Consider the following 26,238-nt stretch of genomic DNA (forward strand, 5'->3'; position numbering starts at 1 on the left):
CGACATTGTTTTTCTCCTTTGTTTGTAGGATTGAAGTCATCTATTTAAATTATACCATAGAAGTGATGGTTTTGGTTGGAAAGTAAAATTCCCCTTATGTGATTGGGTAGCGGCATCGCTAACTCAAAATTTCTTTTAATTTCTCTATGGATATTTCCAATAGATTATCTCCTATGTAATTTATCGTTTTTTCATCTGTGTTTCTAATCTTTTCTTTTAATTCTTCAGTCAGCTTTTTACCAAATATTTTTGATAATAATTTAATAGTAACTTCTTTTTCTCCTTCCAAATTACCTTCTTTTCTTATATCTTCAGCTAATGACATAATTGGTTCACTCCTTTCTGTTAATACAGCTTTGTTATAATAATCGTTATCATCCTCTAGCAATGGCAACAAATCAGAATTTCTTAAATAAAAGGGGAAGTCTTTAGGCACATAAGGCATTTTTGCTTTTCTTTTACCTATATCGTTTTTTATCTTTAACTGAATAAAATACTTCATAAACCCTTTGAAAGACCCATTAAAATTAAATTTCTCTATCGCACAAAGAAACAAATACGTCAAACATCCAAAACCATCTTCAAAATTAATTTTACACTTTTTCTCAAGCTTACTTGCCTCTTTAATTAAAAACCCTTGGTATTTTAAAAAAAGTTGCTTCTTGGCATCCTTGTTTCCTTCCTGAGAAAGTTTTACTAGTTCGTTATCAGTCAGTTTTGAGAAGTTATAATGAGTTATAATCTTATTCTCCCCCTTTTTGATTATAATTTTGTTTCCTGTTATACGTATGTATATTACTATATCAAAAACTAATATGCCATGTCAATACTTCTTGAAAAAATTTAACATAAAAAATCTCAACTCTTTTCTTTCTTAGGAAATAAAAGGGCTACAACACCATCGATTAAAATAGAAATAATCAAATCCATAATAGGAGAATATTTCCCAATAGACTTCAAAAACTCTCTAATTGCTTTCATAACAATATTTTTCTTTTCCTTGCCATGACCAGGAATTTCAACCATACGAACTAGATCAGGAATCAAACCAACTATCTCTCTCATAATTATCACCTCCGTATATAATATCCGCAAGCAGGTTTACAGTGAAGTAAATACTTTATTAGGTTTTAAATTCCCCTTCTGTGAAAGCGTAAATGCAGTGCTCTATTTATTTCTAATATCGTTACACTGCGTTAAAAACACCTGCGGATACTGTATGTGGAGTAACAAAAAAAGTATCATCCCCGGGGAAGCTCCAAGAACCAAAAAATGTAAAACCAGCAGGAGGTGAAGATAAATGGCAATGAACTTAGAATCAAGAAAGGCAAAAATTATTTGGATAAGTGTTGTTGACGGAAAAGAATCAAGAAAATCAAAAACCTACGACCTGTACACTGACGTTGAAACAGAAATAAAACCAGCTTTGCAAGGCTTAGCAAGTCTCTGTGAAAATCCTAACTCATTCTTCTACTTCACAGAATCTTACGAAATAATCTAAGGGAGGGATAACAAATGAGAAGACTCAGCATGAAATTCTATGATCCAAACGAACAAAAAAGCAAAACATTATCCGTTGACGGAGTATTAGAAACTCTAACCCAAGCAGAAGTTGAACCCGTAATGCAATCAATGATTGGAGTGTTAGTTCCAGCAACAGCCCAGGTAGATGAAGCATCAATAATCGAAACAACCACAAACGAAATCTTTAATTTAATACAGTAACAAAAAATAACTCATGCCCTAATTGGGCATGAGTATTTTATTAAAATTCAAAATATAATTAAAGGTTCTCTGTTTCAGAAGCCACCATATTATTCCCCGACAACGTCGACTTATAATACAACTCATCGTACAACTTCAAAAAATCCCTAACAGAACTTGCTCCACTCAAATCTATACTCTTACTCTCTTCATCAAACTCAATCTTCAAACCAAAATCTTCGATCATCCTCTTAACTCTATCAAACTCAAACTTCTTATAATTTCCCTTATTAATAACACTATAAAACCTCTTCAAATACAAAGACTTATCTTTAATACTCTCATTAAAATTATCAACCCCTACTATCTTAATATCCTTCCCAAAAAGATTATTGTTCTTTTTTATCTCTTCAATCGCCTTATCTTTTGCATCTTTATACTTCTTATAATACCCAAAATCTCTCTCAAAACAAAACAAACTCCGTATCAAAACAACATCACCAACAACTATATAATCAAAATAATCTTTCGGATCTATTAAAAACTTATTCTTAATCATACTCAATTTCCTAGCACTCAAAGCCAAAATCCTTTTATTTTTAAAAATCTTAGATGGAGTTAGGTACTGTATACCTAACATATACCTCTCCCAACCGCTCTTAAAAATCTTCAAAATCAGTCTTAATCTGGTAATCTCTTCCAAATCCTTAGAGTGGTATAACTTATTATACCTACCCCCTTCAACCCTCATAATTATATCAGAAATATCGCCCACCTGATCCGCTGCATTCTGCATGTATAGAAACTTTCTATCAAAAATAGAAGAGCTATATTCCTCTATTTTATCCCTATCATTCTTCTTCAAATTATCCAAAAACTCTATCAAAGATGACATAAGTATACCTTTAAAAAACTCAGGATCATCATTCGCCAACCAAAAAATATCCTTGTTATCCCCTTGAATAAAGACTTCAAACTCAAAATCAGAAGAATTTTTAACCAAATCACTTAACTTCTCTAAACTCTCCCTTTCAACAATACTCTCAATCAACTGATCAAAATTTACATCACTCACCCTTCTTCACCACCCCAAAATAAAACTCAGGAGTAAACTCCCTAACGGACATCTCATCTTCAATCTTCTTAGAAATCAAAAACCCACATCTACTACCTCCAGACTCAGTCTTAACTCTAAACTTAACCTTATAAATATTATACCCAAACAAAGAAAGAACAGGGTTAATAACGATCAACTCAGACTTCACATACACATTCCCAACTATAACTAAAATAATACCAACAGAAATTAACTCTCTCACACCATTAATACCAATAAAAGGAATGATATAAACAAAAATATACTCAAGCATCCGAACATTCTCTTGAGACACTCTCTCAATCGAAACTGTCTTAGGCTGAGCATACCTCTTAGCAGAAGAAAAAAGAACAACAAACCCAAAAACAACAAACAACGAAAAAACCGAAAAAACAAACAAACAAAAAACTACCGAAATTATTAATCGCAAAAATTACAAAAAGTGGCAAATACGAAAGCAAAAACAAAAAAGACTTAAATAAATTATTAATCATATTATCATCTCCCAATGATAGTATCTGTAAATGTTTCTATTCCCCTTCTGTGAAGGGGTGGATGCAGCGTTTTATGCTGCAGCCGGGGTAGTCGGTTCAATTCTGCTTTAATTCCCCTTCTGTGAAGGGGTGGATGCAGCGTTTTATGCTGCAGCCGGGGTAGTCGGTTCTATTCCCCTTCTGTGAAGGGGTGGATGCAGCGTTTTATGCTGCAGCCGGGGTAGTCGGTTTTATTCCCCTCTTGAGAGGGGTGTCAGACTGAAAGTCTGACAGGGTTTGGTAACATATAATTTGCTGAAAGCAAATTAGTGTAACAGCAAGTAACAAATAAAAATCCAATCATAATTAACGAAAATTTAATAAAACACTTGACAAAATTAAAAAAAAATATATCATAATACTATTAGTGCTTCTATTCCCCTTCTGTGAAGGGGTGGATGCAGCGTTTTATGCTGCAGACGGGGTAGTCGGTAGTCAACGAACAAGGGGGCGACACGAAAAAATGAAAAAACTAACAATTCAAACTCTCGACATAATTCTAATCTTTTCATTCAATACTTTTCTCTTAAAATTACCCATTGCAATATCGATAATCTCATCACTAATAATATACCTTGGAATCTACTCCTTCAGAGTCTACGACACAGAAACAATGAAAAGCTACACAGAATCCTTAATAAAAACCACCGTTGGAACTCTAATCAGTTTCATAGTAATACTAATCATATACTTCTTCCTCAGTAAATACTTCAACAGATACTTTTTCCTTTCAAATTTATTATACACTATTATCCTCTTGCCAATAATACACAAAATAGAATACAATATATACGAAAAACACATGCCAGTAAAAAACTACCTTGTAATAGGAAAAAAAGAAGAAATAGGCCACATAATGCAAGAAATCTCAGACAAAACACTAAACAAAATCCAGTTCACCCAATACATAAACCCAGAACCAACAACGCTTGAAGAAATAATCAACCAAAACGCACTAAAAACAAAAACACCAACACTACATGGCATAGTAATAACAGACCCAGAACTAGAAAAAACCGTAAAACCCCAAATAGAGCATTACAAAAAAGAAGGATTAGAAATACATTATCTACCAAATATAATCGACAGATATCTCAAAAGGATACCCGTTGGAGTTATTGAAAGATATGAAGAACATTACAAAGTCGTATTTGAAAACTCTATGAATTCCCCAACTATCAGAATATTTGATATAATATTTTCTTTAATATTGCTGGTGATCGCTTCTCCTTTTTTACTTGTAAGCATGTTAGTTATAATACTTGACGACTTACTTCACAAGGAAAAGGTAGAAATATTCTTCAAACAAGAGAGAATTGGTCAAAACGAAAAGATTTTCAACGTATATAAACTCAAAACTATGAGAAGAGTTCAAAAAAAAGATGGAACCTATGAAGATGTGCTAACAAAAACAGGGAATTTTCTAAGAAAATTTCGGCTAAACGAGTTGCCCCAATTAATTAACATTTTAAAAGGTGACATAAGCCTAGTAGGTCCAAGGCCTGACATAAAATCGACAAAAATATTTTGTGACGAAAATATACCATATTACAATTATAGATTGCGAATTCCTCAGGGTATTACTGGCCATGCACAAGTTTTTTTTAGGTATCCCGAAGCAGTTACAAAAGAAATATTTTCAGAGAGACTATCTTACGATCTATATTATGTTAAAAACTACAGTTTAACATTGTATTTAGTAACGCTATTAAGGACGGTTGAAACTGTAGTTATGGGGAGAGGAAAATAATGCTGTATGGTTTTAGAATAGAAGACTGGATTTCAAAATCCCTTTCAGAAAAGATTGAACACTATGAAAAACTTGCTGATATAACAAATAGGGTTGATTTTTATCGATTATTTGAAAAAGATAAAATTACTCTGATATTTTCCTACTATGAGTACAATAATTTTACTGAAATAGCACAAGTTTTAGACTCTATAAATTTACTGGTAAAGTTAAACAGAGTATCAAAAATAATTTTTATATCCTCATATAATGTTTATGAACCTGTTTATGGTACTTCATTAAAAGAAGACAGCCCAAAAGCACCAAAAAATTCAACGGGAATAAATGCATTAACTATAGAAAACATATTAATATATCTACATGAAAAATATAACGTAGAAACATACATTCTTAGACTATTCAGCTTATATGGCCCATATATGGATAATTATACGCTTATTTCAAACTTATTTAGGAGTTATATACATAACGAAGTTGTTAAAATAGGAGATTTAAAGAAAGTCAGAGATTTTTTATTTATTGATGATCTAATAAATATCATAAACCAAGTATATGAAAGAGAGAACAGTGGTAACCTATACATATACAACGTGGGAACTAACACACCCACATCGATAAAAGACCTAATAACAAAGATAAACAAGCTAACTAATCGAAAGCCAGAAATAATTTTTAATCCAGAGAGAATTAGGGCTGAATACGACCACGATTATGTAGTTGCTGACAACAAAAAATTATTGCAAGATTTTCCTGACATTAATCTTACACCTTTAGAAAAAGGGTTAGAATTAACTTATCTTTGGGAGTTAGGAAGGGAGAAGAATGTTTGAAGATGCATTGATCTTGGCAGGTGGTTTGGGGTCAAGATTAAGACCTTTAACATACGCTGTTCCTAAACCCTTGCTTCCCATAGGAGAAAAACCTATAATAGAAAGAATAATAGAAAAATTGAGGGACCAAGGAATAAAAAATTTTTTTATTTCCATAAACTACAAAGGGGAAATGATCAAAAATTATTTAAAAAATGGGATGTCATTAGGCGTAAACATTTATTATCTTGAAGAAGAAGAATTTACTGATACAGCGGGTTCACTGTTTTATCTTCCAGATGATTTAAAAAAAGATCTGGTAATACACAACGGGGACGTCCTCAGCAATATAGATTTAAAAAAAATGTATCGGTTATTAAAAGAAGATGACTTTGACCTTGTCATTACTTCAGTTAAAAAAGAAAATCATATAGATTTTGGAGTCTTAGAATTTGACGATAAATCGAAACAATTGTTAAGCTGGGAAGAAAAACCCACTATCAAATTTTATTTAAATACTGGAATATACGGTATAAAAAAAGAAACCGTAAAGTTTGTGAAACAAGAAAAAGAAAAGAATATAGAACTATCCATGCCAGATTTATGGGATTTTTTAATAAAAAAAGGGAAAAAAATAGGAATTTACGAACATAATGGTAAATGGTTTGATATAGGTAAAATAGACGAATATCTAAAAGTTAATGAAGAATATTCAGGGACATAGAAGCCGACTATCTCGGGGATAAATAAGGGAGCAAAAAAATGATGAAAATCCTAATTATATTATTTTTAATAATATTGCCTTTTTCACTCTTTGCAAAAATAGAAGAATACACAGATGTCAATTTATATTTTAAAACTGACTTTGATGCCAACGAAATAAATTTAAATTTGACTTTTGACGATCAGCAATATTTTTTGATTAATTTAGACGCATCATTGAATAACGATGAAAAATATAGATATGAACCATGGCAAGATGTGACAATGTTTGGCTATTACTATTTACTAAAAGAGGGATATATAGGAGTAAATTTAAACGAGAAAGCCGCTTTAACAGTAGGACAAATAATTCCAAAAGATGAAATTGATTCAAAATATGCGCTTTTCTTCAATAATCAAACAGAAATTGGAAAATACACGGTGAGTTTTGATTATGAAGGAGAAAGTTTTTTCTATAAATCCAATTGGATGTTACTTAACAAAGATTCTGCCTTAGATTATCCAGACAGAGGCTTGAATTACAAAACCTATGGTATAACTTTAGGTAATTTTAAAATTGGATTACAAGATACTATTATATACAGAAATAGAGTCTTTGACCCCTATTACTTTTTAAATCCTTTTCCATCAACAATGATTCAAGAAATTAGATACACATATTCCGCCCCATGGGTTCAAAAAGCAGAAAATGTTGATGATAACGCAATGATAGGAATGTTTACGCAATACAACAATGAAAAATCAAGTTATTATTTGCAACTCTTTATTGATGACCTGAATTTAAATAGAATTTTTAATCCAGAATCTTATCAAAATCCAGACAAAATAGCATGGTCTTTGAGAACTAAGCAGGCAACAAAATATGGCATTTTCGGATTTTATCATGCTGGAGCAACAAAATACACAAGTCAGCGTACAGGAACAGATAAACAAACTGAGTATACTTATTATCCTTCTTCGGAGTATTATTATCCAAAAGGGAATTCCGAAACAAAAATATTAGATTACAAAGAAAATTATATAGGTTACATATACGGAGAAAATACAGTTTCTTTTTTAGTAGATTATTTAAATCAATCTGATAAGATGGACAATTACATATCCTTAGAATATGCTATATCAGGAGAAAAATCTCCACATGTATCTTGGAACGGATATAAGACATATGAACCTGGAACACACCTTTTGAACGACGACATTTTAGAACATTTCATTGAACTAAATTGGGAAATGACTCTAAAATTAACCGATAATTTAAAATTAACTCCGAATATAACAATAAACCATTACACAAACAAAATTGAACTTGTAGAAGAAGAAAGAGACGAAGAAGCAAAAATATGGCAACCAGTAGAAGATAACAATGAAACAAACTTTCAAATAGGTATAAAATTTGAAGTAGATCTTTTTTAAGTATTGGAGGTTTGAATCAATGAAAATACTAGTAACAGGTTCAGAAGGCTTTATCGGCTCACATTTAACAGAGCTCTTAGTTGAAAAAGGTTTTGAGGTTAAAGCCTTTGTAAGGTATAATTTTAAAAATGATTGGGGATGGCTTGAAAATTCGAAATACAAAAAGGATATAGAGATATACACAGGCGACGTGAGAGACTACGATTCTGTATACGATGCAATGAAAGATGTAGACGTAGTATTTCATTTAGCAGCATTGATAGGAATACCTTATTCGTATATATCACCTCTTGCCTACATAAAAACAAATACAGAAGGAACATATAATATATTAGAATCTGGAAGAAAATTAAACTTAAAACGTATAATAATAACTTCAACAAGTGAAATATATGGAACTGCTCAATATGTTCCGATTGATGAAGAACATCCCTACAATCCACAGTCTCCATACGCAGCAAGTAAAGCAGCAGCAGACCATTTAGCCTTATCATACTATAGATCTTTTGGAATTCCCGTTACTATTATAAGGCCTTTTAACACTTATGGGCCACGTCAATCAGCAAGAGCAGTTATACCAACAATAATAAGCCAAATCTTAGCAGGCAAGAAACAAATAAAACTCGGAAATCTATCTCCAACACGAGATTTAAACTATGTAAAAGACATAGCTAATGGATTCATAACCGTAGGCTTACACGAAAATACAATAGGCGATGTTTACAATCTTGGTTCTGGACAAGAGATATCTATTGGAGATTTAGCCCAAAAGATAATCGAATTAACTGGAAAAGAAGTAGAAATAATCGGAGACACTCAACGAATTAGACCAGAAAAATCAGAAGTAGAAAGATTACTATCAAATGCAGAAAAAGCAAAAAAAGTAACTGGTTGGGAACCAAAACACACGTTAGAGGAAGGTTTAAAAGAAACAATTGATTGGATAAAAGATAATTTACATTACTATAAACCTGAAATATATAATGTTTGATCAAAATAGATGAAAAATTTATAATTTGGGGGAGTAAATCAACATTAAAAAACACAAAAAACTCTTTTTAACTCTTTTTATAATTATAGGTTTAATTATAATATACATTTTTAGTATCGGTCATTATATAGTATATGAAGACGGATTAGAAAAAGCAGACGCTATTATAATCTTTCTCGGTAGTAACATATCTCGAATATTGCAAGCATATGACTTATACGAAGCTAATTATTCAAATGAAATCATCTTTACTGAAAATTATATTCCTGGAGAAGAATACTTAGACGATAATCTAAATTACATAACAGGCGCTCAAGCTGCAAAGCTATTATTATTAGATTTAGGAGTAAAAGAAGAAGACATAACCTTCTTAAAAGACAAATCTGCGAATACTTTTGACGAAGTAGTTAATATTACAAATTATATTGAAAATAAAGATTATAAAAAAGTTATTTTAGTTACGTCGCCCTATCATTCCAGAAGGACAAGTTTAATGTTTAATAAATCAATAAAAAAGAACAATTTAAAAATTGAAACAATATCTTTCCCAACAAAATACGAAGAGTTTGACAAAACAAAGTGGTATAAAAACAGAGAAAATTTTAATGACGTAATATCAGAAACTCTTAAACTAATCAACTTTTTTATAAATGAGCAGTTTAAGTTGTAAAATTTTTAAAAGAAGGTGTGATTATTACCAAACCTATTTTACTCGATGCACCAAACTTAGGCGAATTAGAAAAAAAATATTTAATCGAATGTATCGATTCGACCTTTGTTTCCTCAGTTGGAAAAAATATAGATATATTCGAAAATAAATTCGCCCAATATCTAAAAGCAAAAAGAGCAGTATCAACTCAAAGTGGAACAGCAGCGATACATCTTGCATTATATGAACTAGGAATAGGGCCTGGTGATGAAGTAATAGTTCCTGTTATAACATTTATAGCAACTGTGAATCCAATCAAGTATGTAGGAGCTACCCCTGTTTTTGCTGATGTTGATCCTGAAACATGGAACATAGACCCAAAAGAAATAGAAAATCACATAACAGAAAGAACAAAAGCAATAATACCTGTTCATTTGTATGGCAACCCTTGCGATATGGATAAAATAATGGAAATATCCAAAAAATACAATATCCCAGTTATTGAAGATGCTACCGAAAGTTTGGGAGCAACGTACAAGGGCCAATTCACAGGTACTTTTGGAGAATTAAATGCATTTAGTTTCAATGGCAATAAGATTATGACCACTGGTGGTGGAGGTATGATAGTAACTAACGATGAAAATAAAGCGGATCATCTTAAATTTTTAGTAAACCAAGCCAGAGATTCAAGCAAAGGATATTACCATCCTGAAATAGGTTTCAATTACAGGATGACCAATTTAGAAGCTAGTTTGGGATTAGCCCAATTTGAAAGACTCCCAGAGTTTCTAAGTAAAAAAAGAAAATTTGCCGAAATATACAAAGAAGGATTTAAAAACAACGATAAAATTATATTTCAAAAATCCTATGCAGGAGCAGAAAGTTCTTATTGGCTAACCTCAATAAAAATTGAATCAAATAAATCAATACCTGAAATACAAGAAGAATTAAAAGAAAAAGGTATTCCAACAAGGAGAGTATTTATGCCTATTGTAGAATTTCCACCATACAAAGAGTACAAAAAAGAAGAATACAAAAATGCATATGAAATCTATGAAAAAGGTTTAAATTTACCTGGTTCAACTGTGAATAATTATGAACAGGTGGAATATATATAGCAAAAACTATAAATAGGTGATAATATGAAAAAAATTTTGTTCACATCACCTGGAAGAAGAGTAGAATTAATAAATTTTTTTAAAATTCAAAATAATTTTTTATTATATGGGGCTGATTATATAAATACTTCTCCTGCATCTTTTTATTTGGAAAAAGTATTCGAGTTACCTTTTAAAATTGATAAAAAATATATTGAAAAAATATTAAATATATGTGAGGAAAATAATATTGATTTGGTAATACCATTAATAGATCCGGAGATTCCTTTATTATCTAATTATGAAAAAGAGTTTTCAAAAATACAAACTAAATTATTAATTCCTAATAAAGATATATGCCAAAAATCATTTAATAAATTAGAAATGTCTAAAGAAATCAGAAAAATTAAAGTTAAACAACCTAAAACTATTTCTATGAATGATATTGAAAAACTAGAAAATATTAATACTGAAAATATTATTATTAAGCCAAAAACAGGTTCATCTTCTAAAAATGTTTTTAAATTAAAAAAAGATGTAGTTAAGGATTTTATAAAATTAATGGATTTTTGCCTTGATGATTTCATTATTCAAGAACATATTAATTATGAATTCGAAGTAACTGTTGATGTTTTTTCTGATTTTGAAGGTAATATTGTTGAAATGTGTCAAAGAAAAAGGTTAAAAACAAGAGGCGGAGAGGTTGAAAGAGCTGTTACTATGAAAGATAAAAAATTAGCAAAAATAGTTGAAAAAATTAGCAAAGAATTGAAAATAAATAGTATTTTTAATATACAATTTCTTTATTCAAATAATAATTATTACTTTTTGGAAATAAACCCTAGATTTGGAGGGGGTTATCCTTTGTCTCATAAATCTGGAGCGAATTTTATTGAAAACATAAATAATTTTATTGAGAATAAACCATATAATTATTATAAATCTAGCAGATATATTGATAATTATTATATGCTCAGATATGATAATGCAATATATACTAAGGAGCTTAAAAAATTATGTTGAAAATGGTTGGTTTTGATTTAGACGATACTCTGTATTATCATTGGTCATTTGAAAAACAGATTTTTTATAAAATATCAATAGTTGTAGAGAAGAAATATGGAATAAATAGAGAAAAATACTTTGAGAACTTAAAATCACTTTTTTTTCAAAAAAATAAATATAGAACTTTTGATTATGCTTTAAAGAACTTAGTTCATGAAATTCCTGAAGATTGGGATAATTTTGTAAAAGATATGATATTGCCAATTTATAGAAATTTTAAACCAAAAGATAAACTAGAAAAAATCGAAGAAAATTTTAAAATAATGTTAGATTATTACACAAAAAAAATACCTTTATTTTTAGTTACTAATGGTAATGTTAATGTTCAAAAAAATAAAATTGATAAACTAGAGATTGCCTCTTATTTTGATGAGATTTTAATTTCAGATTTTTTTGGTAAAGAATATAGAAAACCAAACACATATATGTTTTCATATATTTTGGAGAAATATAATTTAAATCCTAATGAAGTTATATATTATGGAGACGATGAAAAAATTGATAGTTGTAGTGAAATACTGGGAATTAAATTTATTAATATTAGTAAAGATATTAGTAAAGATAGGAGAAAATTTTAATGGATATTTTTTTAAGTTTTTTGTTTTTTATAAGCTTTTTTATAATTTTTTGGGCAATGATAGGTTACCCATTCTCGTTAAAAATCTTGAAAAAATTATATATCTATAAAAAAATAGCAAAAATTATAATAATAAACCAGAAGTCACAGTAATGGTTGTTGTACATAATGAAGAAAAAGTCATAAAAACAAATTAGAAAATCTTTTAAATTTAGAATATCCAAAAGATGAATCAGAGATATTAGTTTCATTAGATAATAGCTGTGATAAAACAAATTCTATTGTAAAAGAAATATTAGGAATCAAAATAGAATATACAGATGACCAATTAGAAGATTTATACAAAAAAGGTTATAAAAACGCTTTCGTTTCAATAGGAAAAGTAGAAATAAACGAACACAGAAAAAAATTATTTAATAAAATAAAAAATATGGGGTTTAATACACCAGTTATAATTTCTAAATCAGCTAATGTTTCACGATATTCTGAAATTGGAGAAGGGACCTTAATTGTAAAAAATATTGTAATTAATCCAGGAACCCAGATTGGGAAAAACTGTATCATTAACACTGGATCTATTATTGAACATGATTGTATTATAGAAGACAATGTTCACATAGGACCAGGAGCAATATTAAGTGGTGGAACACACATAGGTAAGAATTCCTTTATCGGAACTGGTGCTATAATAATTCAAAACATAAATATATCGCAAGATACCTTAATTGGAGCTGGCGGTGTAGTTGTAAAGGATATCAACAAACCAGGAGTATATGTAGGAAATCCAGCAAAAGGAATAAAATAAGGTGGCAAAGGATAGAAAACAAATGGCTAAAATCTTAATTTTAACTAATACAATCGAAGGTTTATATAATTTTAGATATGAACTCTTAGAAAGATTAATCAATGAAGAATTTGAAATTTATTTTTCTATACCTGAAAGTAAAAATGATACAAAAGTAAAAAAATTAATCGAGCTTGGATGTAATTACATAGAAACAAATTTAGATAGGCGAAGTATAAATCCTTTTAAAGATTTGAATTTAGTTAAACAATATGAAAAAATAGTAAAAAAAATAAGACCGAATATAATTACTAGTTATACAATAAAGCCTAATATTTATGGATCTTATGTTGCAAAAAAATATAAAATCCCTATTATTATTAACGTAACAGGGTTAGGTTCTGGATTTAATAATAACAATACAAAATGGTTAGTTGAAAGAATGTATAAATACGCCTGTAAAAATGCTTACACTATATTTTTCCAAAATGAATCCAATTACAATTATTTTATTGAGAATAAAATAACAAAAAAAGATAAATCAAAAATAATTCCTGGTTCTGGTGTTAATTTAGAAAAATTTAAGCCAATGGAAAAAACCAAAGAAGATGGAATTGTTAGATTTCTTTTTATGGGCAGAATAATGAAAGAAAAAGGAATAGAAGAGTACTTAAAAGCCGCCGAATATATAGCTGATAAATATTCAAACGTGGAATTTCAAATTTTAGGCCGTTTCGAAGAAGAAAAATACAAAGAAATTATTTTAAATAACAATAACTCAAAAATAAAATACTTAGGGGTCTCATATGATGTTAGAAACGAAATAAAAGAGATAGACTGCATAATAAATCCCACATATCATGAAGGAATGTCTAATGTTTTATTGGAAGGAGCAGCAATGGCAAAGCCACTACTATCTTCCAACATTCCTGGTTGTAGAGAGATTGTAGATAACGGAGTTAATGGATACCTATTTGAACCCAAAATGGAAACAAGTCTAATTAAAACAATCGAAAAATTTTTATCTCAAAATGAGTCAGACAGAATTAAAATGGGTATTGCTAGTAGACAAAAAGTAGAAAGAAGTTTTGACAGAAATTTAGTTATAGATATTTATTTGGAAGAAATAGCTAAGATCTTAAAATCTAAAAAAGAGAGGATATTCCCAAACGTCTAATCAAAACTTTTAAGGAGCAGGTGAAAAACATGTCGAATGTTTTAATAACAGGTGGAGCAGGTTTCATTGGATACCATTTTTCTAAAAAACTTTCTAATAATAATTTTTCGACGATTATTTTAGACAATTTAGACGATTATTACGACATTCATTATAAATTGAATAGGTTATCTTTTTTAGGGATAGATACTTCAAAAATAGAGTATGGCAATGAAATTATTAGTAAAACTTATCCCAAATTAAAATTCATAAAAGGGGATGTAAATGACCAAGAATTGATAGAGGATATCTTTTCAAAAAATGAAATTGAATACGTTGTTCATATGGCAGCTAGATCAGGTGCAAGGGGATCATTTTCTAATCCTCACGAATACATAAAAGACAATATTGAGGGAACTGCTAATATACTTCGTGTATGTGGCAAACACAACATTAAGCACTTTGTATTCACATCATCGAGTTCAGTTTATGGAAGCAAAAATGATGAAAATATTGAATCAGCAAAATTAAAACCTATCTCATTATATGGAGCTTCTAAACTTTCAGCAGAAATTATCTCTGAAACTTATTCAAAATCAAAGGATTTACCAGTTACTGTATGTAGATTATTTTCTGTTTATGGCCCTTTAGGTAGACCGGATGGATTTATATTCAAAAGTATAGAAAGTATAAAGAATGATATATCTATTGAGTTATTTAATAGTGGGGAAATGTGGCGTGATTTTATTTATGTAAATGATGTAATTGAGATTCTTTTTAGGATTTTACTTTCAAAGCCTGAAAATAACTTTAAAGTGTACGATATTGGAACTGGGGTAGCTACCAAAATTACAGATATAATCCAAATTTTAGAGAAAATTTTAGGAAAGAAAGCAAAAATAAGAAATGTTAGTGGTGACAAATCTGAAAATACAATAACTAAAGCGCATAAAGAGTTAATGTTTAAAGAATTAGATATACAAAAAATAACTGACATAGAAAGAAACTTAAGGGACTTTTTGAAAGAGGAGAATTTGTAATTTATAAGTTTCAAGTTTGAAGATAATATAACTCATCAAATTTGTTTTGGAGGTTTAACATTGATAGAAAATTACAAACCACTTGATAAAAATAAAAGATATCTAATAACTGGGGTAGCTGGGTTCATAGGATTTCATTTAGCAAAAAGATTACTCGATGAAGATTGTTTTGTAATTGGATTAGATAACTTAAATCATTATTATGATGTAAACTTAAAAAAAGATAGGTTAAACATCATCAAACAATACAACAAATTCAAATTCTACTATGCCGATTTACAAGATAAACAAACCTTAGAAAAGATATTCAAAGAAAATAAAATAGAAAAATTTATAATTTTACCAGAAGAAGAAAAGCAAAAAATATCAAAAAATTCAAGAAAGAAAGTTTAAAAAGAATTTGATAGAAATATAATAATAGAAGAATATCTAAAAAAATAAAAAAACTAATTTAGAAAGAGGATAATCAATGAACTTATATGAAAAAATAAAAAATAAAGAAGAAAAAATCTCTGTAATAGGACTTGGATATGTTGGTATCCCTCTAGCCATATCTTTTGCAAAAGTTGCAGATGTTGTTGGATTTGATATTTCTGAATCAAAAGTAAAAAAATATTTAGAAGGAATAGATGTCACAAAAGAAGTAGGAAACGAGGCAATAAAAAATACAACAGCAAAATTTACATCAAAGGAAAAAGAAATTCAAAAATGTAAATTCCATGTTGTTGCAGTACCAACTCCTATAAATAAAGATAAAACTCCTGATTTAAAACCATTAGTGGAAGCCAGTAAAACTGTTGGAAAAAATCTAACAAAAGGATCTATAGTTGTTTTTGAATCTACAGTTTATCCAGGAGTAACTGAAGAAATCTGTGTTCCTATATTAGAAAAAGAATCAGGGTTAATATGTGGGATAGATTTCAAAGTAGGTTATTCTCCAGAAAGAATAAATCCAGGAGATAAAGAACACAGGTTAGAAACTATAGTAAAAGTTGTTTTCGGAATGGATGAAAAATCTTTAGAAGATATAGCAAAAATATATGAAATGATAATAGAAGCAGGAGTATACAGAGCAGAAAGTATAAAAGTAGCAGAAGCAGCTAAAGTAATTGAAAATTCACAAAGAGATATAAACATAGCTTTTATGAATGAACTTTCTATAATCTTCGAAAAAATTGGAATAGATACCAAGGCTGTATTAAAAGCTGCTGGAACAAAATGGAATTTTTTAAATTTCACTCCTGGTTTAGTTGGAGGGCATTGTATTGGGGTAGATCCTTATTATTTGACTTATAAAGCTGAACTAATGGGTTATCATTCTCAAATTATTTTAGCTGGTAGAAAAATAAACGATAATATGGGAAAATATGTTGCAGAACAAACAATAAAAAAATTAATAAAAGCAGATAGACAAATAAAAGGTTCAAAAGTAGCAATATACGGAGTAACATTCAAAGAAAATTGTCCTGATGTAAGAAATACAAAAGTAGTTGATATTATAGATGAACTAAAAGAGTATGGTGTTGAAACAATGGTTTATGATCCAGAAGCAGATAAAGAAGATTTAGAAAGAGAATATGGAATAAAATTAAACGAAGAAAAAAACATAAACAATATAGATGCAGTAATCCTAGCAGTACCTCACGATATTTTTAAAGAAATTGATTTAAAACAACTAAAAGAGAAATTTTCAAATAGTAAATATGTTCTTATAGATGTAAAAGGACTATTTGACAGAAAAGAAGCAGAAAAAGAAAACTATATTTATTGGAGGCTCTAATAATTGAATAAAAAATATAATGCTTTAGATAAAAATAAAAGATATCTAATAACTGGAGTAGCTGGGTTCATAGGATTTCATTTAGCAAAAAGATTACTCGATGAAGGCTGTTTTGTAATTGGATTAGATAACTTAAACGATTATTATGATGTAAACTTAAAAAAAGATAGGTTAAACATCATCAAACAATACAACAAATTCAAATTCTACTATGCCGATTTACAAGATAAACAAGCCTTAGAAAAGATATTCAAAGAAAATAAAATAGATATAGTTGTAAATTTAGCTGCTCAAGCTGGAGTTAGATACAGTCTTACTCACCCTGAAGCATATATCTATTCTAATATCGTTGGCTTTCTAAATATATTAGAGATGTGTAGACATAACAAAATAGAACATCTGGTTTATGCTTCATCAAGTTCAGTATATGGAATGAATGTAAAAATGCCTTTTTCTGTACATGATAACGTTGATCACCCTGTAAGTTTATATGCAGCAACAAAAAAATCTAATGAACTAATGGTGCACACTTACAGCCATTTGTATAATCTACCTACAACAGGCTTAAGGTTTTTCACGGTTTATGGACCTTGGGGTAGGCCAGATATGGCATTATTCTTATTCACAGATGCTATTGTTAATAATAAACCTATCAAAGTATTTAATTATGGAAAAATGAAAAGAGATTTCACTTATATAGATGATATTATTGAAGGGGTAGTAAGAGTATTAAACAATCCTCCCCACCCTAATCCAAATTGGGACAAAGAAAAAGCAGATCCAGGAACAAGCTCAGCCCCTTACAAGGTTTATAACATAGGAAATAACAAACCAGTAGAACTAATGGAATTCATAGAAACCTTAGAAAAAAAATTAGGTAAAAAGGCAAAAAAAGAATTTCTACCTTTACAAGACGGGGATGTGCCTGAAACTTATGCAGATATAGACGATTTGGTAAAAGACTTTGGTTTTAAACCAAACACTACCATAGAAGAAGGAATTGAAAAGTTTGTTGAGTGGTATGGAGAGTATAAAAAATAAAATAATTATTGAAAGTTGTAAAATTTAGTTTTTGAAAAAGTTTTTGAGCCATTAAAACCAGGGGATGTACCCGCTACATATGCTTCAACTAAACTCTTAGAAAAAGTTATTGGATTTAAACCAAAAACAAGTATAGAAGAAGGACTACAAAAATTCACAGATTGGTATGTAGATTATTATAACGTCAAATAAGATAAAATTCTCTTTCAAGGAGTGAGATATTTAATGTACAAAAATAAAATAAGTATTATAGGCACAGGATATGTAGGGTTAGTAAGTGGGGTGTGTTTAGCAGATTTTGGAAATACTATTATTAATGTTGATATAGATGAAGAAAAAATAAAGTTACTTAATGAAGGAATTCTACCAATATACGAGCAAGGATTAGAAGAAATAATGAAAAGAAACGTTGAAGCTGGAAGAATAACTTTCACTACAGATATAGCTACCGCTATTAAACAAAGTGAAGTTATATTTATCGCAGTAGGAACACCACCTGATGAAAATGGAAAGGCAGATTTAAAAGCTGTATTGTCTGTTGCAGAAAGTATTGGAAAACATATAAACGACTATAAAGTAGTTGTAGATAAATCTACAGTTCCAATAGGGACAGGAAGAAAAGTTGAAAGAGTAATCCAAGAACAAATGATCAAAAGAGGGGTAAATTATGAATTTGATGTAGCAAGTAATCCAGAATTTCTAAGAGAAGGCAAAGCTGTTCATGATTTTCTGCATCCAGACAGAGTAGTAATAGGAACAGAAAGTGAAAAAGCAAAAGAAATATTGAAAGAAGTATATCGAGCATTATATCTCAACGATACTCCTTTTGTTTTTACGAATCTTGAAACAGCAGAAATGATAAAATATGCTTCAAATGCTTTTTTAGCAACAAAGATATCTTTTATTAACGAAATATCTATTCTTTGCGAAAAAGTTGGAGCAGACGTGCAAAAAGTTGCAAAAGCTATGGGAATGGATGGAAGGATAAGCAGCAAATTCTTACATGCAGGGCCTGGTTACGGAGGAAGTTGTTTTCCAAAAGACACAAAGGCACTTGTAAATATAGCAAATGAATACGGAGTAGAGTTAAAGATAATCAAGGGAGCAATAGAAGCAAACGAAAGGCAAAAACTTTATATGGTAGAAAAGATAGAAACAAACTTGGGAGATTTAAAAGGTAAAAAGATTGGTATTTTAGGTTTAAGTTTCAAGCCAGAAACAGATGATATGAGAGAAGCCCCTTCTTTAACTATTATTCCAGAATTGATTAAAAAAGGAGCAACCATAACCGCATACGATCCACAGGGTATAAAAGAAGCTGTTTGGAGATTAAAAGAGTATGAGAAAGATATTGTATATTGTGCAAATGAATATGAAGTAATGAAAGGTGTGGATGCTTTAGTAATTCTAACAGAATGGAATCAATTCAGAAGGTTAGATTTAATAAGAGTAAAGAACTTAATGAAAGGTGATTATTTCTTTGATTTACGAAACATCTATGAAAAAGAAGAAATAGAAAATGTAGGATTAAAACATATTGGAGTCGGATTACCAGAAAGAAAAGACGGGGTTGATAAGCAAAATAAAAATAAAAAAGATATAATTTAAAACAATTCGGTTTTCTTCCAATATCCAATATTCGGGTGTGTGTTCGCTACCTTTACAAGACGGGGATGTGCCTGAAACTTATGCAGATATAGACGATTTGGTAAAAGACTTTGGATTCAAACCAAACACTACCATAGAAGAAGGAATTGAAAAGTTTGTTGAGTGGTATGGAGAGTATAAAAAATAAAATAATAGTGGTTAGCAATAAATTCAACTATTATCAATTAAAATAAATTAAAAAATGCATCCAAACACAAGGAAGTGATTCAATGAAGTTTCAGTATATTTATGATCATTCTCCAATTTTTTTTCAAAATTTTATGACTAGCGTTTATGGTTATAGCCTAAAACGTACCAGATATGGAAAATATTATCATGAACATATGCAATTATTGAATAAATTGCACTCATACTCAAAGGAACAGCTTCAAGCGTATCAATTTGAAGAGATGATGAAATTGTTACGATATGTCAACGAACATAGTAAATTTTATAATGAATTGTATAAAAATATCAACATAGATGATATAAAAGCAATTGAAGACATAAAAAAGCTTCCTATCGTTACTAAAGAAATGTTGAGGAAAAGCATCGAAGATGTTATTACCATTCCTAAAAAAGGAGCAGTTGCGGATCATACTGGTGGAACTACAGGTAAATCCTTGATTGTATATAATAGAGTTGAAGATATTCAGAAAAGAATGGCTGTCTTGGATTTTTTTAAACTAAAAAATGGCTTTGAGAATATAAAAATGAAGAAAGCAACTTTTATGGGAAAGCATATAGTGCCACCTAATCAAAAAAAGAAGGTATTTTGGCGATATAATAAACCAATAAAACAAATGCTTTATTCTTCCTTTCATTTAACAGAAGAGAACATTCCGTATTACATTGGCAGTTTAAATGATTTTAAGCCAGTTGCAATAGATGGGTTTGTATCTTCAATATATGAAATTGCTTTTTATATAAAAAGAAAAAATGTTAAATTGAAATTCCAGCCCAAAGTTATATTTCCAACAGCTGAAACTCTAACTGAAGATTATAGACAAACTATAGAAGAAGTTTTTAATTGTAATGTTCGTAATCAATACGCTTCTTCAGAGGGAGCTCCTTTCGTTTGGGAATGTGAATATGGAAATTTGCATTACGATATAACAACCGGGGTGATTGAAAACGATGATAATTCGAATGAAGTATTAGTTACCAGCTTTTTGAATTACGGTACACCACTAATTAGATACAAAATAGGGGATAGTATGATTTTTGAAGATTCAAGTAGAAGATGCGAATGTGGCTTTAATACTCCTTTAATTAAATCTATTGAAGGGAGAAAGGTTGACTATCTATACTCAACAAAAGGAGCTAAAATAAATCTTGGAAATGTTTCAAATATTTTTAAAAATGTTCCTAATACAATTATTAAAGCACAACTCATACAAGATAAAATAGATCATTTAATTGTAAAAATTGCGGTAGATAATAACTTTTCTTTAAAACACAAAGATTTATTAATAGATGAAATTAAACACAAATTTGGAAATGATATGAAAGTAGATATTGAAATTGTTGATGAAATCCCTAGGGGAAAAAGTGGAAAACATAGATTAATAGTGAATAAAGTAGAGAAGAATTTTTGATTACCTTTTTTATAACCTAATGGAGGAAGAAGCTTATGAAAATAGCCTTTGTTGGTGATATCGCGTTAATAGGCAAATATGATATTACTAAAAATCCTAACACAAAGATAAGGTTAAATAACTTATCTAAAAAATTAAAAGAATACGATTATGTAGTTGGAAACCTAGAATCTCCTTTAACAAATCGCGATCATACGTTAATATGTAAATCTATGCATTTACGATCAACACCAAAAAACGTAGAGCTTTTAAAAGATCTTAACATAAATGCTGTTTCTCTTGCAAACAATCATATTTTTGATTTTGGCAAAAAAGGTATGAATGAAACTATTAAAATATTAGAAGATAACGGAATTGAATGGTTTGGGGTAGACAAAAAATATTTATTAAAAGAAATAAAAGGCGAAAAAGTATCATTTAGTGGTTTTTGTTGTTATAGTACAAATGGTGCGGGGTATAGAAAAAAGAAAGCTATTATAGGAGTCAACCCTCTTATATCGGAGTCAATTATCGAGCAGATTCACTCCGATGAAAAGAATAATGCTTATAGTATTTTTTCATTTCATTGGGGGGATGAACACACAAATTTTCCTAATCCTGAACATGTTAGTTTAGTCAACAAACTAACATTGATTAAAGATATGCTAGTTGTTGGGCATCATCCACACGTTATACAAGGAATACAAAAAATCAAAAATTCATTTGTTGCTTATAGTTTAGGTAATTGTCTATTTGACGATGCTGTTTCTATTACAGGAAGGTGGATGCTTAAGCAAATTCCAGAAAACAAAAAATCATTTATTCTTGAAGTTGAAATTATTGATGGCGCTCTGAGTAATGTAGGATACGTTGGGTTTATAGATGATGATATTGAGGGCCTCAAATTTTATGATATAAAAGATGAAATTAAACTAATATCAGAACCGTTAGAAAAAGATTTATTGGGAAAAGAATATGAAAAAATGAGAAATAATCAGATAAGTAAATCTTTAGAATCTAAATTTGGCAAAAGAGATTGGAAATGGTTAATAAGTAGATTAAATTATTATTCGATTTGTGCGCGTATAAAAGGGAGATTTATGAAGAAAAAATATTTAAAAGAAGTTAAAAAATTTTTGGAGGAGCTTTGAAGATGAAAAAAGTTTTATATATTGGTAATTTTGATTTTCCTAATAATAATGCAGCAGGAAAAAGAGTATATTCCAATGGGAAAATTTTAGAAGAATTGGGTTATAAAGTTATTTTCGTAGGCTTGGATAGAAATTTGAACGGAGAAATTCCTTTAAAAGAAACAGAAAATATTTATGATGGATTTATATATTATAATTTTCCTTATCCACGTAGTAATCTTGATTGGTTAAATTATAGAAAAAATCTGAATTCTTTAATAGATTTATTTTTTATAGAAGAAATGGGAAAGGATGTACAGATTGTTATTTACTATGGAAGCTTATCTTTGTCAATATTTATTAAAAAACTAATGAGGTTTTGCAGGAAGCATCAGATTAATTTAATAGCTGATTGTACTGATCGACTAACCATCAAAACTAATAATCTAGCTTTAAATTTCGTAAAAGGGATAGATGAAACTTATTTGAAAACATATTTAAATAAAAAAGCGGATGGAATCATCACTGTTAGCAATTATTTAGCTAATTATTATAAAAACGCAGGTTGTAAAACTGTTATTATACCCCCGTTATCACCTAATAAGTATACAATTTCTGATATAGATTTTAATCTGGAAGATAAAAAAGTAATATCTTATGCCGGCATACCTTTTAGAAAAAATCAAAAGGATATGGATCCAAGTACTTTCAAAGACAGAATAGATAAGATGATAATGCTTCTACATATTGCAAAAAAAAGAGGGTGTAAATTTGTTTTTAATGTATTTGGATTAACTCAAAACGAATATTTGTACGCAATTCCATCTCATGGCAAAATAATTGATGAACTAGGTGAAAGTATTTGTTTTCATGGACTAACGACTAATGAAGAAGCTATAAAAAATATTAGAAAGTCGGACTTCACTTTTTTAGTTAGAGATGTTAAAAGAGATACATTAGCGGGATTTCCTACAAAAGTATCGGAAAGTATTAGTTGTGGAACTCCTGTAATAACAAATAGGACAAGCGATTTGGAAAATTATGTTATTGAAGGGAAAAATGGTTTTTTCATAGACACACTTGCCGGAGAAATAGATGAGAATAAGTTTATTGAGATTATGAATTTAGATAAAGAAAAAATAATCTTTATGAAAAATTATTGCATAAATAATAACATCTTTTATTATAAAGAATATAAAGACAAAATGGCAGATTTTTTGAATGAAGTTTTAAGTAATGGTAACTGAAAAATATAAACAAATGAATCAAAAAATTAAAAAAGTTGAGAAGATTATGCTTCCATTCTAATAAAACTGAAAAACCTAGTAGAAATTTATAATAAATCTTATTAAATAGAAAAAATGAATATGTTCTATAAAAAATGATTTATACTTTAGTAACTGATACCTTTAATATGGTTGGAAAGAATTATTATTTTATATTTTTATATAGTGTAATATTTAAGAAGGGGGCGTTTGAATTGGAAACAAAAAACTTCAAAGACAAAGTTTTATTAGTTACAGGCGGAACCGGTACTTTTGGTAATGCGGTAGTTAGAAGGTTTCTAAATACAGATATAAAAGAAATTCGAATATTCTCTCGTGATGAAAAAAAACAAGATGACATGAGAAGATATTATAAAAATGACAAGCTAAAATTTTTCATCGGAGATGTTCGAGATATACAAAGTGTTAGAAATGCAATGCATGGGGTAGAGTATGTATTTCAAGCAGCAGCTTTAAAACAAGTCCCCTCTTGCGAATTTTTTCCTTTGGAAGCTGTTAAAACAAACATATTAGGCACAGAAAATGTTTTGACAGCTGCGATAGAGTATCGAGTAAAAAAGGTTGTTTGTTTATCTACTGATAAAGCAGTTTACCCAATAAACGCTATGGGTATGTCAAAAGCCCTTATGGAAAAGGTTTTTGTTGCTAAATCTAGAACGGTAGATCCAGATAAAACTCTCATTTGTGGTACTCGATATGGCAACGTCATGGCATCAAGAGGTTCTGTTATTCCACTTTTTGTCTCACAAATAAAAAGCGGAAAGCCTCTTACCGTAACTAACCCAGATATGACAAGATTCTTAATGAGTATAGAAGAAGCAGTTGATCTTGTATTATATGCATTTGAAAATGGAAATCAAGGAGATAGATTTGTAAGAAAATCTCCTGCAACTACAATAGGCATACTAGCTCAAGCTTTAAAAGAGATCTTTGAAGTTGATAATGAAATAAAAATAATAGGAACAAGACATGGAGAAAAAATGCATGAAACTCTTCTAACAAAAGAAGAACACCTTGTTGCCCAAGATTTAGGAGATTTTTACAGAATACCTCCCGATATAAGAGACTTAAATTATGAAAAATATTTTGATCAAGGAACACTAGATTTATCAAAATATGAAGATTACAGATCAGATAACACTACTATTTTAAATTTAGAACAAACAAAAGAAAAATTACTCGCACTTGATTACATACAGATAGAACTTGAAGATTTTAAAAATGGTGGAACAACACCTGTTGCAAGTGAAGGGTTTTAAAACAAAGAAAGGTTGATGTTATGAATATATTAGTAACGGGATCAAAAGGATTTGTCGGGAGAAATTTAATCGCAGAATTAAAAAATTGTGGATACAGAAATATCTATGAGTTTGATGTTGATACACCAAAAGAAAAATTAGAAGAGTACTCAGAAAATTGTGATTTTGTATTTCATTTGGCTGGAGTAAATAGACCAGAAGATCCTAACGAATTTATGAAAGGAAATTATGGCTTTACGCTTGAATTGTTAGAAAAACTAAAAGCACACAACAATAAAAGCCCAATACTCTTAACTTCATCAATACAAGCTGAATTAGGCAATCCATATGGAAAAAGCAAAAAAGCGGGAGAAGATTTATTATTTCAATATTCAAAAGAAAATAACGTTGAGGTTTATGTATATAGACTACCTAATCTTTTTGGAAAATGGAGTAAGCCAAACTATAATAGTGTTGTAGCTACTTTCTGCTACAATATAGCAAGGGATTTAGAAATAAAAATAAACAATCCAGAATCAGAACTAACCCTGTGTTACATAGACGATGTCTTAGATGAATTTAAACGTGTATTAAAAAACAAACCAACAAAAAAAGGCGATTACTGTTATGTACCTGTAGCGTATAATACGTCAGTTGGAGAACTAGCACAAATAATAAAAAGCTTCAAAGAAACAAGAAAAAATTTAGATATTCCTAATATGTCAAATCCCTTTATTAAAAAATTGTACAGTACTTATTTAAGTTACTTACCAGAAGACAAATTGAGCTATGAATTAAAAATGAATATTGATAACAGAGGTTCTTTTACAGAGTTTATCAAGACTTTAGATAGAGGTCAAGTGTCAATAAACATTATAAAGCCTGGAATTACAAAGGGAAACCATTGGCATCATACAAAAAATGAAAAGTTTTTGGTAGCATATGGAGAAGGAGTTATTAGATTTAGAAAAATAGATTCTCAAGAAATTATAGAATACAATGTAAGTGGAGACAAGTTGGAAGTAGTAGATATTCCTCCAGGATACACTCACAATATAGAAAATGTAGGAAAAACAGACATGGTTACTGTTATGTGGGCAAATGAACCTTTTGATCCAGAAAATCCTGATACTTATTATTTGGAGGTTTAAA

28 protein-coding genes and 1 pseudogene are annotated in these 26,238 nt (G+C 29.5%); 24 read left to right on the forward strand and 5 right to left on the reverse strand.

The features are described 5' to 3' along the window. Positions 1-118: 118 nt before the first annotated feature. The gene (locus PW5551_RS10505; RefSeq protein ID WP_233488455.1) at positions 119-502 is read right to left on the reverse strand and encodes a hypothetical protein; all 384 of its coding nucleotides are present in this window, start codon (positions 500-502) and stop codon (positions 119-121) included. Positions 503-858: 356 nt separating this feature from the next. Beyond that, a complete protein-coding gene (locus PW5551_RS06175; protein WP_113074921.1) occupies positions 859-1,065 on the reverse strand; it encodes a hypothetical protein in 207 nt (68 codons plus the stop codon). A gap of 235 nt (positions 1,066-1,300) precedes the next feature. Between PW5551_RS06175 and PW5551_RS06180 the strand changes: the two genes are divergently transcribed. Both PW5551_RS06180 and PW5551_RS06185 read left to right on the forward strand, forming a co-directional pair. Then, a complete protein-coding gene (locus PW5551_RS06180) occupies positions 1,301-1,501 on the forward strand; it encodes a hypothetical protein (RefSeq protein WP_113074922.1) in 201 nt (66 codons plus the stop codon). Between the two features lie 14 nt (positions 1,502-1,515). Further along, positions 1,516-1,725, forward strand: coding sequence for a DUF2922 domain-containing protein (locus PW5551_RS06185; protein ID WP_113074923.1), 210 nt, complete (start codon positions 1,516-1,518; stop codon positions 1,723-1,725). 58 nt (positions 1,726-1,783) lie between these two features. Here the strand turns inward: PW5551_RS06185 and PW5551_RS06190 are convergent, their stop codons facing one another. Beyond that, entirely contained in the window at positions 1,784-2,779 is a 996-nt protein-coding gene (locus PW5551_RS06190; RefSeq protein ID WP_113074924.1) for a Kiwa anti-phage protein KwaB-like domain-containing protein, read from the reverse strand. Beyond that, positions 2,772-3,200, reverse strand: coding sequence for a hypothetical protein (locus PW5551_RS06195; RefSeq protein ID WP_113074925.1), 429 nt, complete (start codon positions 3,198-3,200; stop codon positions 2,772-2,774). Before PW5551_RS06195 ends, PW5551_RS06190 begins: the two co-directional genes overlap by 8 nt. Before the next feature lie 596 nt (positions 3,201-3,796). Between PW5551_RS06195 and PW5551_RS06200 the strand changes: the two genes are divergently transcribed. The 9 genes from PW5551_RS06200 to PW5551_RS06240 all read left to right on the forward strand — a co-directional run bounded on the left by PW5551_RS06200 (position 3,797) and on the right by PW5551_RS06240 (position 12,408). After that, positions 3,797-5,083: a sugar transferase gene (locus tag PW5551_RS06200; RefSeq protein WP_113074926.1), complete on the forward strand. Its 1,287-nt coding sequence runs from the start codon at positions 3,797-3,799 to the stop codon at positions 5,081-5,083. After that, entirely contained in the window at positions 5,083-5,913 is an 831-nt protein-coding gene (locus PW5551_RS06205) for an NAD(P)-dependent oxidoreductase (RefSeq protein ID WP_113074927.1), read from the forward strand. Before PW5551_RS06200 ends, PW5551_RS06205 begins: the two co-directional genes overlap by 1 nt. Beyond that, positions 5,906-6,616, forward strand: coding sequence for a sugar phosphate nucleotidyltransferase (locus tag PW5551_RS06210; protein ID WP_113074928.1), 711 nt, complete (start codon positions 5,906-5,908; stop codon positions 6,614-6,616). Before PW5551_RS06205 ends, PW5551_RS06210 begins: the two co-directional genes overlap by 8 nt. A 41-nt stretch (positions 6,617-6,657) precedes the next feature. Then, entirely contained in the window at positions 6,658-8,028 is a 1,371-nt protein-coding gene (locus PW5551_RS06215) for a hypothetical protein (RefSeq protein WP_146738336.1), read from the forward strand. Between the two features lie 19 nt (positions 8,029-8,047). Then, the gene (locus PW5551_RS06220; RefSeq protein ID WP_113074930.1) at positions 8,048-9,019 is read left to right on the forward strand and encodes an NAD-dependent 4,6-dehydratase LegB; all 972 of its coding nucleotides are present in this window, start codon (positions 8,048-8,050) and stop codon (positions 9,017-9,019) included. A gap of 169 nt (positions 9,020-9,188) precedes the next feature. After that, a complete protein-coding gene (locus tag PW5551_RS06225) occupies positions 9,189-9,689 on the forward strand; it encodes a YdcF family protein (RefSeq protein ID WP_255420127.1) in 501 nt (166 codons plus the stop codon). Between the two features lie 23 nt (positions 9,690-9,712). After that, on the forward strand, positions 9,713-10,786 hold the full coding sequence (locus PW5551_RS06230) for a LegC family aminotransferase (RefSeq protein ID WP_113074955.1): 1,074 nt from the start codon (positions 9,713-9,715) through the stop codon (positions 10,784-10,786). 24 nt (positions 10,787-10,810) lie between these two features. After that, positions 10,811-11,788 (forward strand): ATP-grasp domain-containing protein, encoded by a 978-nt coding sequence (locus PW5551_RS06235; RefSeq protein WP_113074932.1) that lies wholly within the window; start codon positions 10,811-10,813, stop codon positions 11,786-11,788. Continuing rightward, positions 11,782-12,408, forward strand: a complete 627-nt coding sequence (locus PW5551_RS06240) for an HAD family hydrolase (protein WP_113074933.1) — start codon at positions 11,782-11,784, stop codon at positions 12,406-12,408. The genes PW5551_RS06235 and PW5551_RS06240 overlap by 7 nt, the downstream gene beginning before the upstream one ends. Before the next feature lie 179 nt (positions 12,409-12,587). Here PW5551_RS06240 and PW5551_RS10510 read toward each other — a convergent pair whose 3' ends face one another. Further along, the gene (locus tag PW5551_RS10510) at positions 12,588-12,752 is read right to left on the reverse strand and encodes a hypothetical protein (RefSeq protein WP_233488457.1); all 165 of its coding nucleotides are present in this window, start codon (positions 12,750-12,752) and stop codon (positions 12,588-12,590) included. Between PW5551_RS10510 and PW5551_RS06245 the strand changes: the two genes are divergently transcribed. The 13 genes and pseudogenes from PW5551_RS06245 (at position 12,715) to PW5551_RS06310 (ending at position 26,237) form a co-directional block, all read left to right on the forward strand. Further along, positions 12,715-13,212 (forward strand): NeuD/PglB/VioB family sugar acetyltransferase, encoded by a 498-nt coding sequence (locus PW5551_RS06245; protein ID WP_233488459.1) that lies wholly within the window; start codon positions 12,715-12,717, stop codon positions 13,210-13,212. The two genes, PW5551_RS10510 and PW5551_RS06245, sit on opposite strands and share 38 nt — an antisense overlap. Before the next feature lie 22 nt (positions 13,213-13,234). Next, positions 13,235-14,368 carry a glycosyltransferase family 4 protein gene (locus tag PW5551_RS06250; RefSeq protein ID WP_113074956.1) on the forward strand — a complete coding sequence of 378 codons (1,134 nt, stop codon included), beginning with the start codon at positions 13,235-13,237 and terminating at the stop codon, positions 14,366-14,368. A 29-nt stretch (positions 14,369-14,397) separates the two neighbouring features. Then, on the forward strand, positions 14,398-15,387 hold the full coding sequence (locus PW5551_RS06255; protein ID WP_113074934.1) for an NAD-dependent epimerase/dehydratase family protein: 990 nt from the start codon (positions 14,398-14,400) through the stop codon (positions 15,385-15,387). A gap of 60 nt (positions 15,388-15,447) precedes the next feature. Continuing rightward, on the forward strand, positions 15,448-15,780 hold the full coding sequence (locus PW5551_RS06260) for a GDP-mannose 4,6-dehydratase (protein WP_113074935.1): 333 nt from the start codon (positions 15,448-15,450) through the stop codon (positions 15,778-15,780). A 76-nt stretch (positions 15,781-15,856) separates the two neighbouring features. Continuing rightward, positions 15,857-17,167, forward strand: a complete 1,311-nt coding sequence (locus PW5551_RS06265) for a nucleotide sugar dehydrogenase (protein ID WP_113074936.1) — start codon at positions 15,857-15,859, stop codon at positions 17,165-17,167. Positions 17,168-17,170: 3 nt separating this feature from the next. Next, positions 17,171-18,208, forward strand: a complete 1,038-nt coding sequence (locus tag PW5551_RS06270) for an NAD-dependent epimerase (RefSeq protein WP_113074937.1) — start codon at positions 17,171-17,173, stop codon at positions 18,206-18,208. Positions 18,209-18,433: 225 nt separating this feature from the next. Further along, positions 18,434-19,816, forward strand: a complete 1,383-nt coding sequence (locus tag PW5551_RS06280) for a UDP-glucose/GDP-mannose dehydrogenase family protein (protein ID WP_113074938.1) — start codon at positions 18,434-18,436, stop codon at positions 19,814-19,816. A 46-nt stretch (positions 19,817-19,862) separates the two neighbouring features. Continuing rightward, positions 19,863-20,003 (forward strand): annotated as a pseudogene (locus PW5551_RS10520) (capsular biosynthesis protein CpsI); the annotation flags it as partial. A gap of 82 nt (positions 20,004-20,085) precedes the next feature. Further along, positions 20,086-21,453 (forward strand): phenylacetate--CoA ligase family protein, encoded by a 1,368-nt coding sequence (locus PW5551_RS06290; protein ID WP_113074939.1) that lies wholly within the window; start codon positions 20,086-20,088, stop codon positions 21,451-21,453. Between the two features lie 35 nt (positions 21,454-21,488). Then, a complete protein-coding gene (locus tag PW5551_RS06295; RefSeq protein ID WP_113074940.1) occupies positions 21,489-22,583 on the forward strand; it encodes a CapA family protein in 1,095 nt (364 codons plus the stop codon). Between the two features lie 2 nt (positions 22,584-22,585). Continuing rightward, positions 22,586-23,809 (forward strand): glycosyltransferase, encoded by a 1,224-nt coding sequence (locus PW5551_RS06300; protein ID WP_113074941.1) that lies wholly within the window; start codon positions 22,586-22,588, stop codon positions 23,807-23,809. A 233-nt stretch (positions 23,810-24,042) separates the two neighbouring features. After that, the gene (locus PW5551_RS06305) at positions 24,043-25,107 is read left to right on the forward strand and encodes a polysaccharide biosynthesis protein (protein ID WP_233488458.1); all 1,065 of its coding nucleotides are present in this window, start codon (positions 24,043-24,045) and stop codon (positions 25,105-25,107) included. Between the two features lie 20 nt (positions 25,108-25,127). Continuing rightward, complete coding sequence (locus tag PW5551_RS06310) at positions 25,128-26,237, forward strand: capsular polysaccharide biosynthesis protein CapF (protein WP_113074942.1); 1,110 nt, start codon at positions 25,128-25,130, stop codon at positions 26,235-26,237. The last annotated feature ends 1 nt before the right edge of the window (position 26,238 follow it).

It is taken from the genome of Petrotoga sp. 9PW.55.5.1, assembly GCF_003265365.1.
Taxonomy (GTDB): Bacteria; Thermotogota; Thermotogae; order Petrotogales; family Petrotogaceae; genus Petrotoga.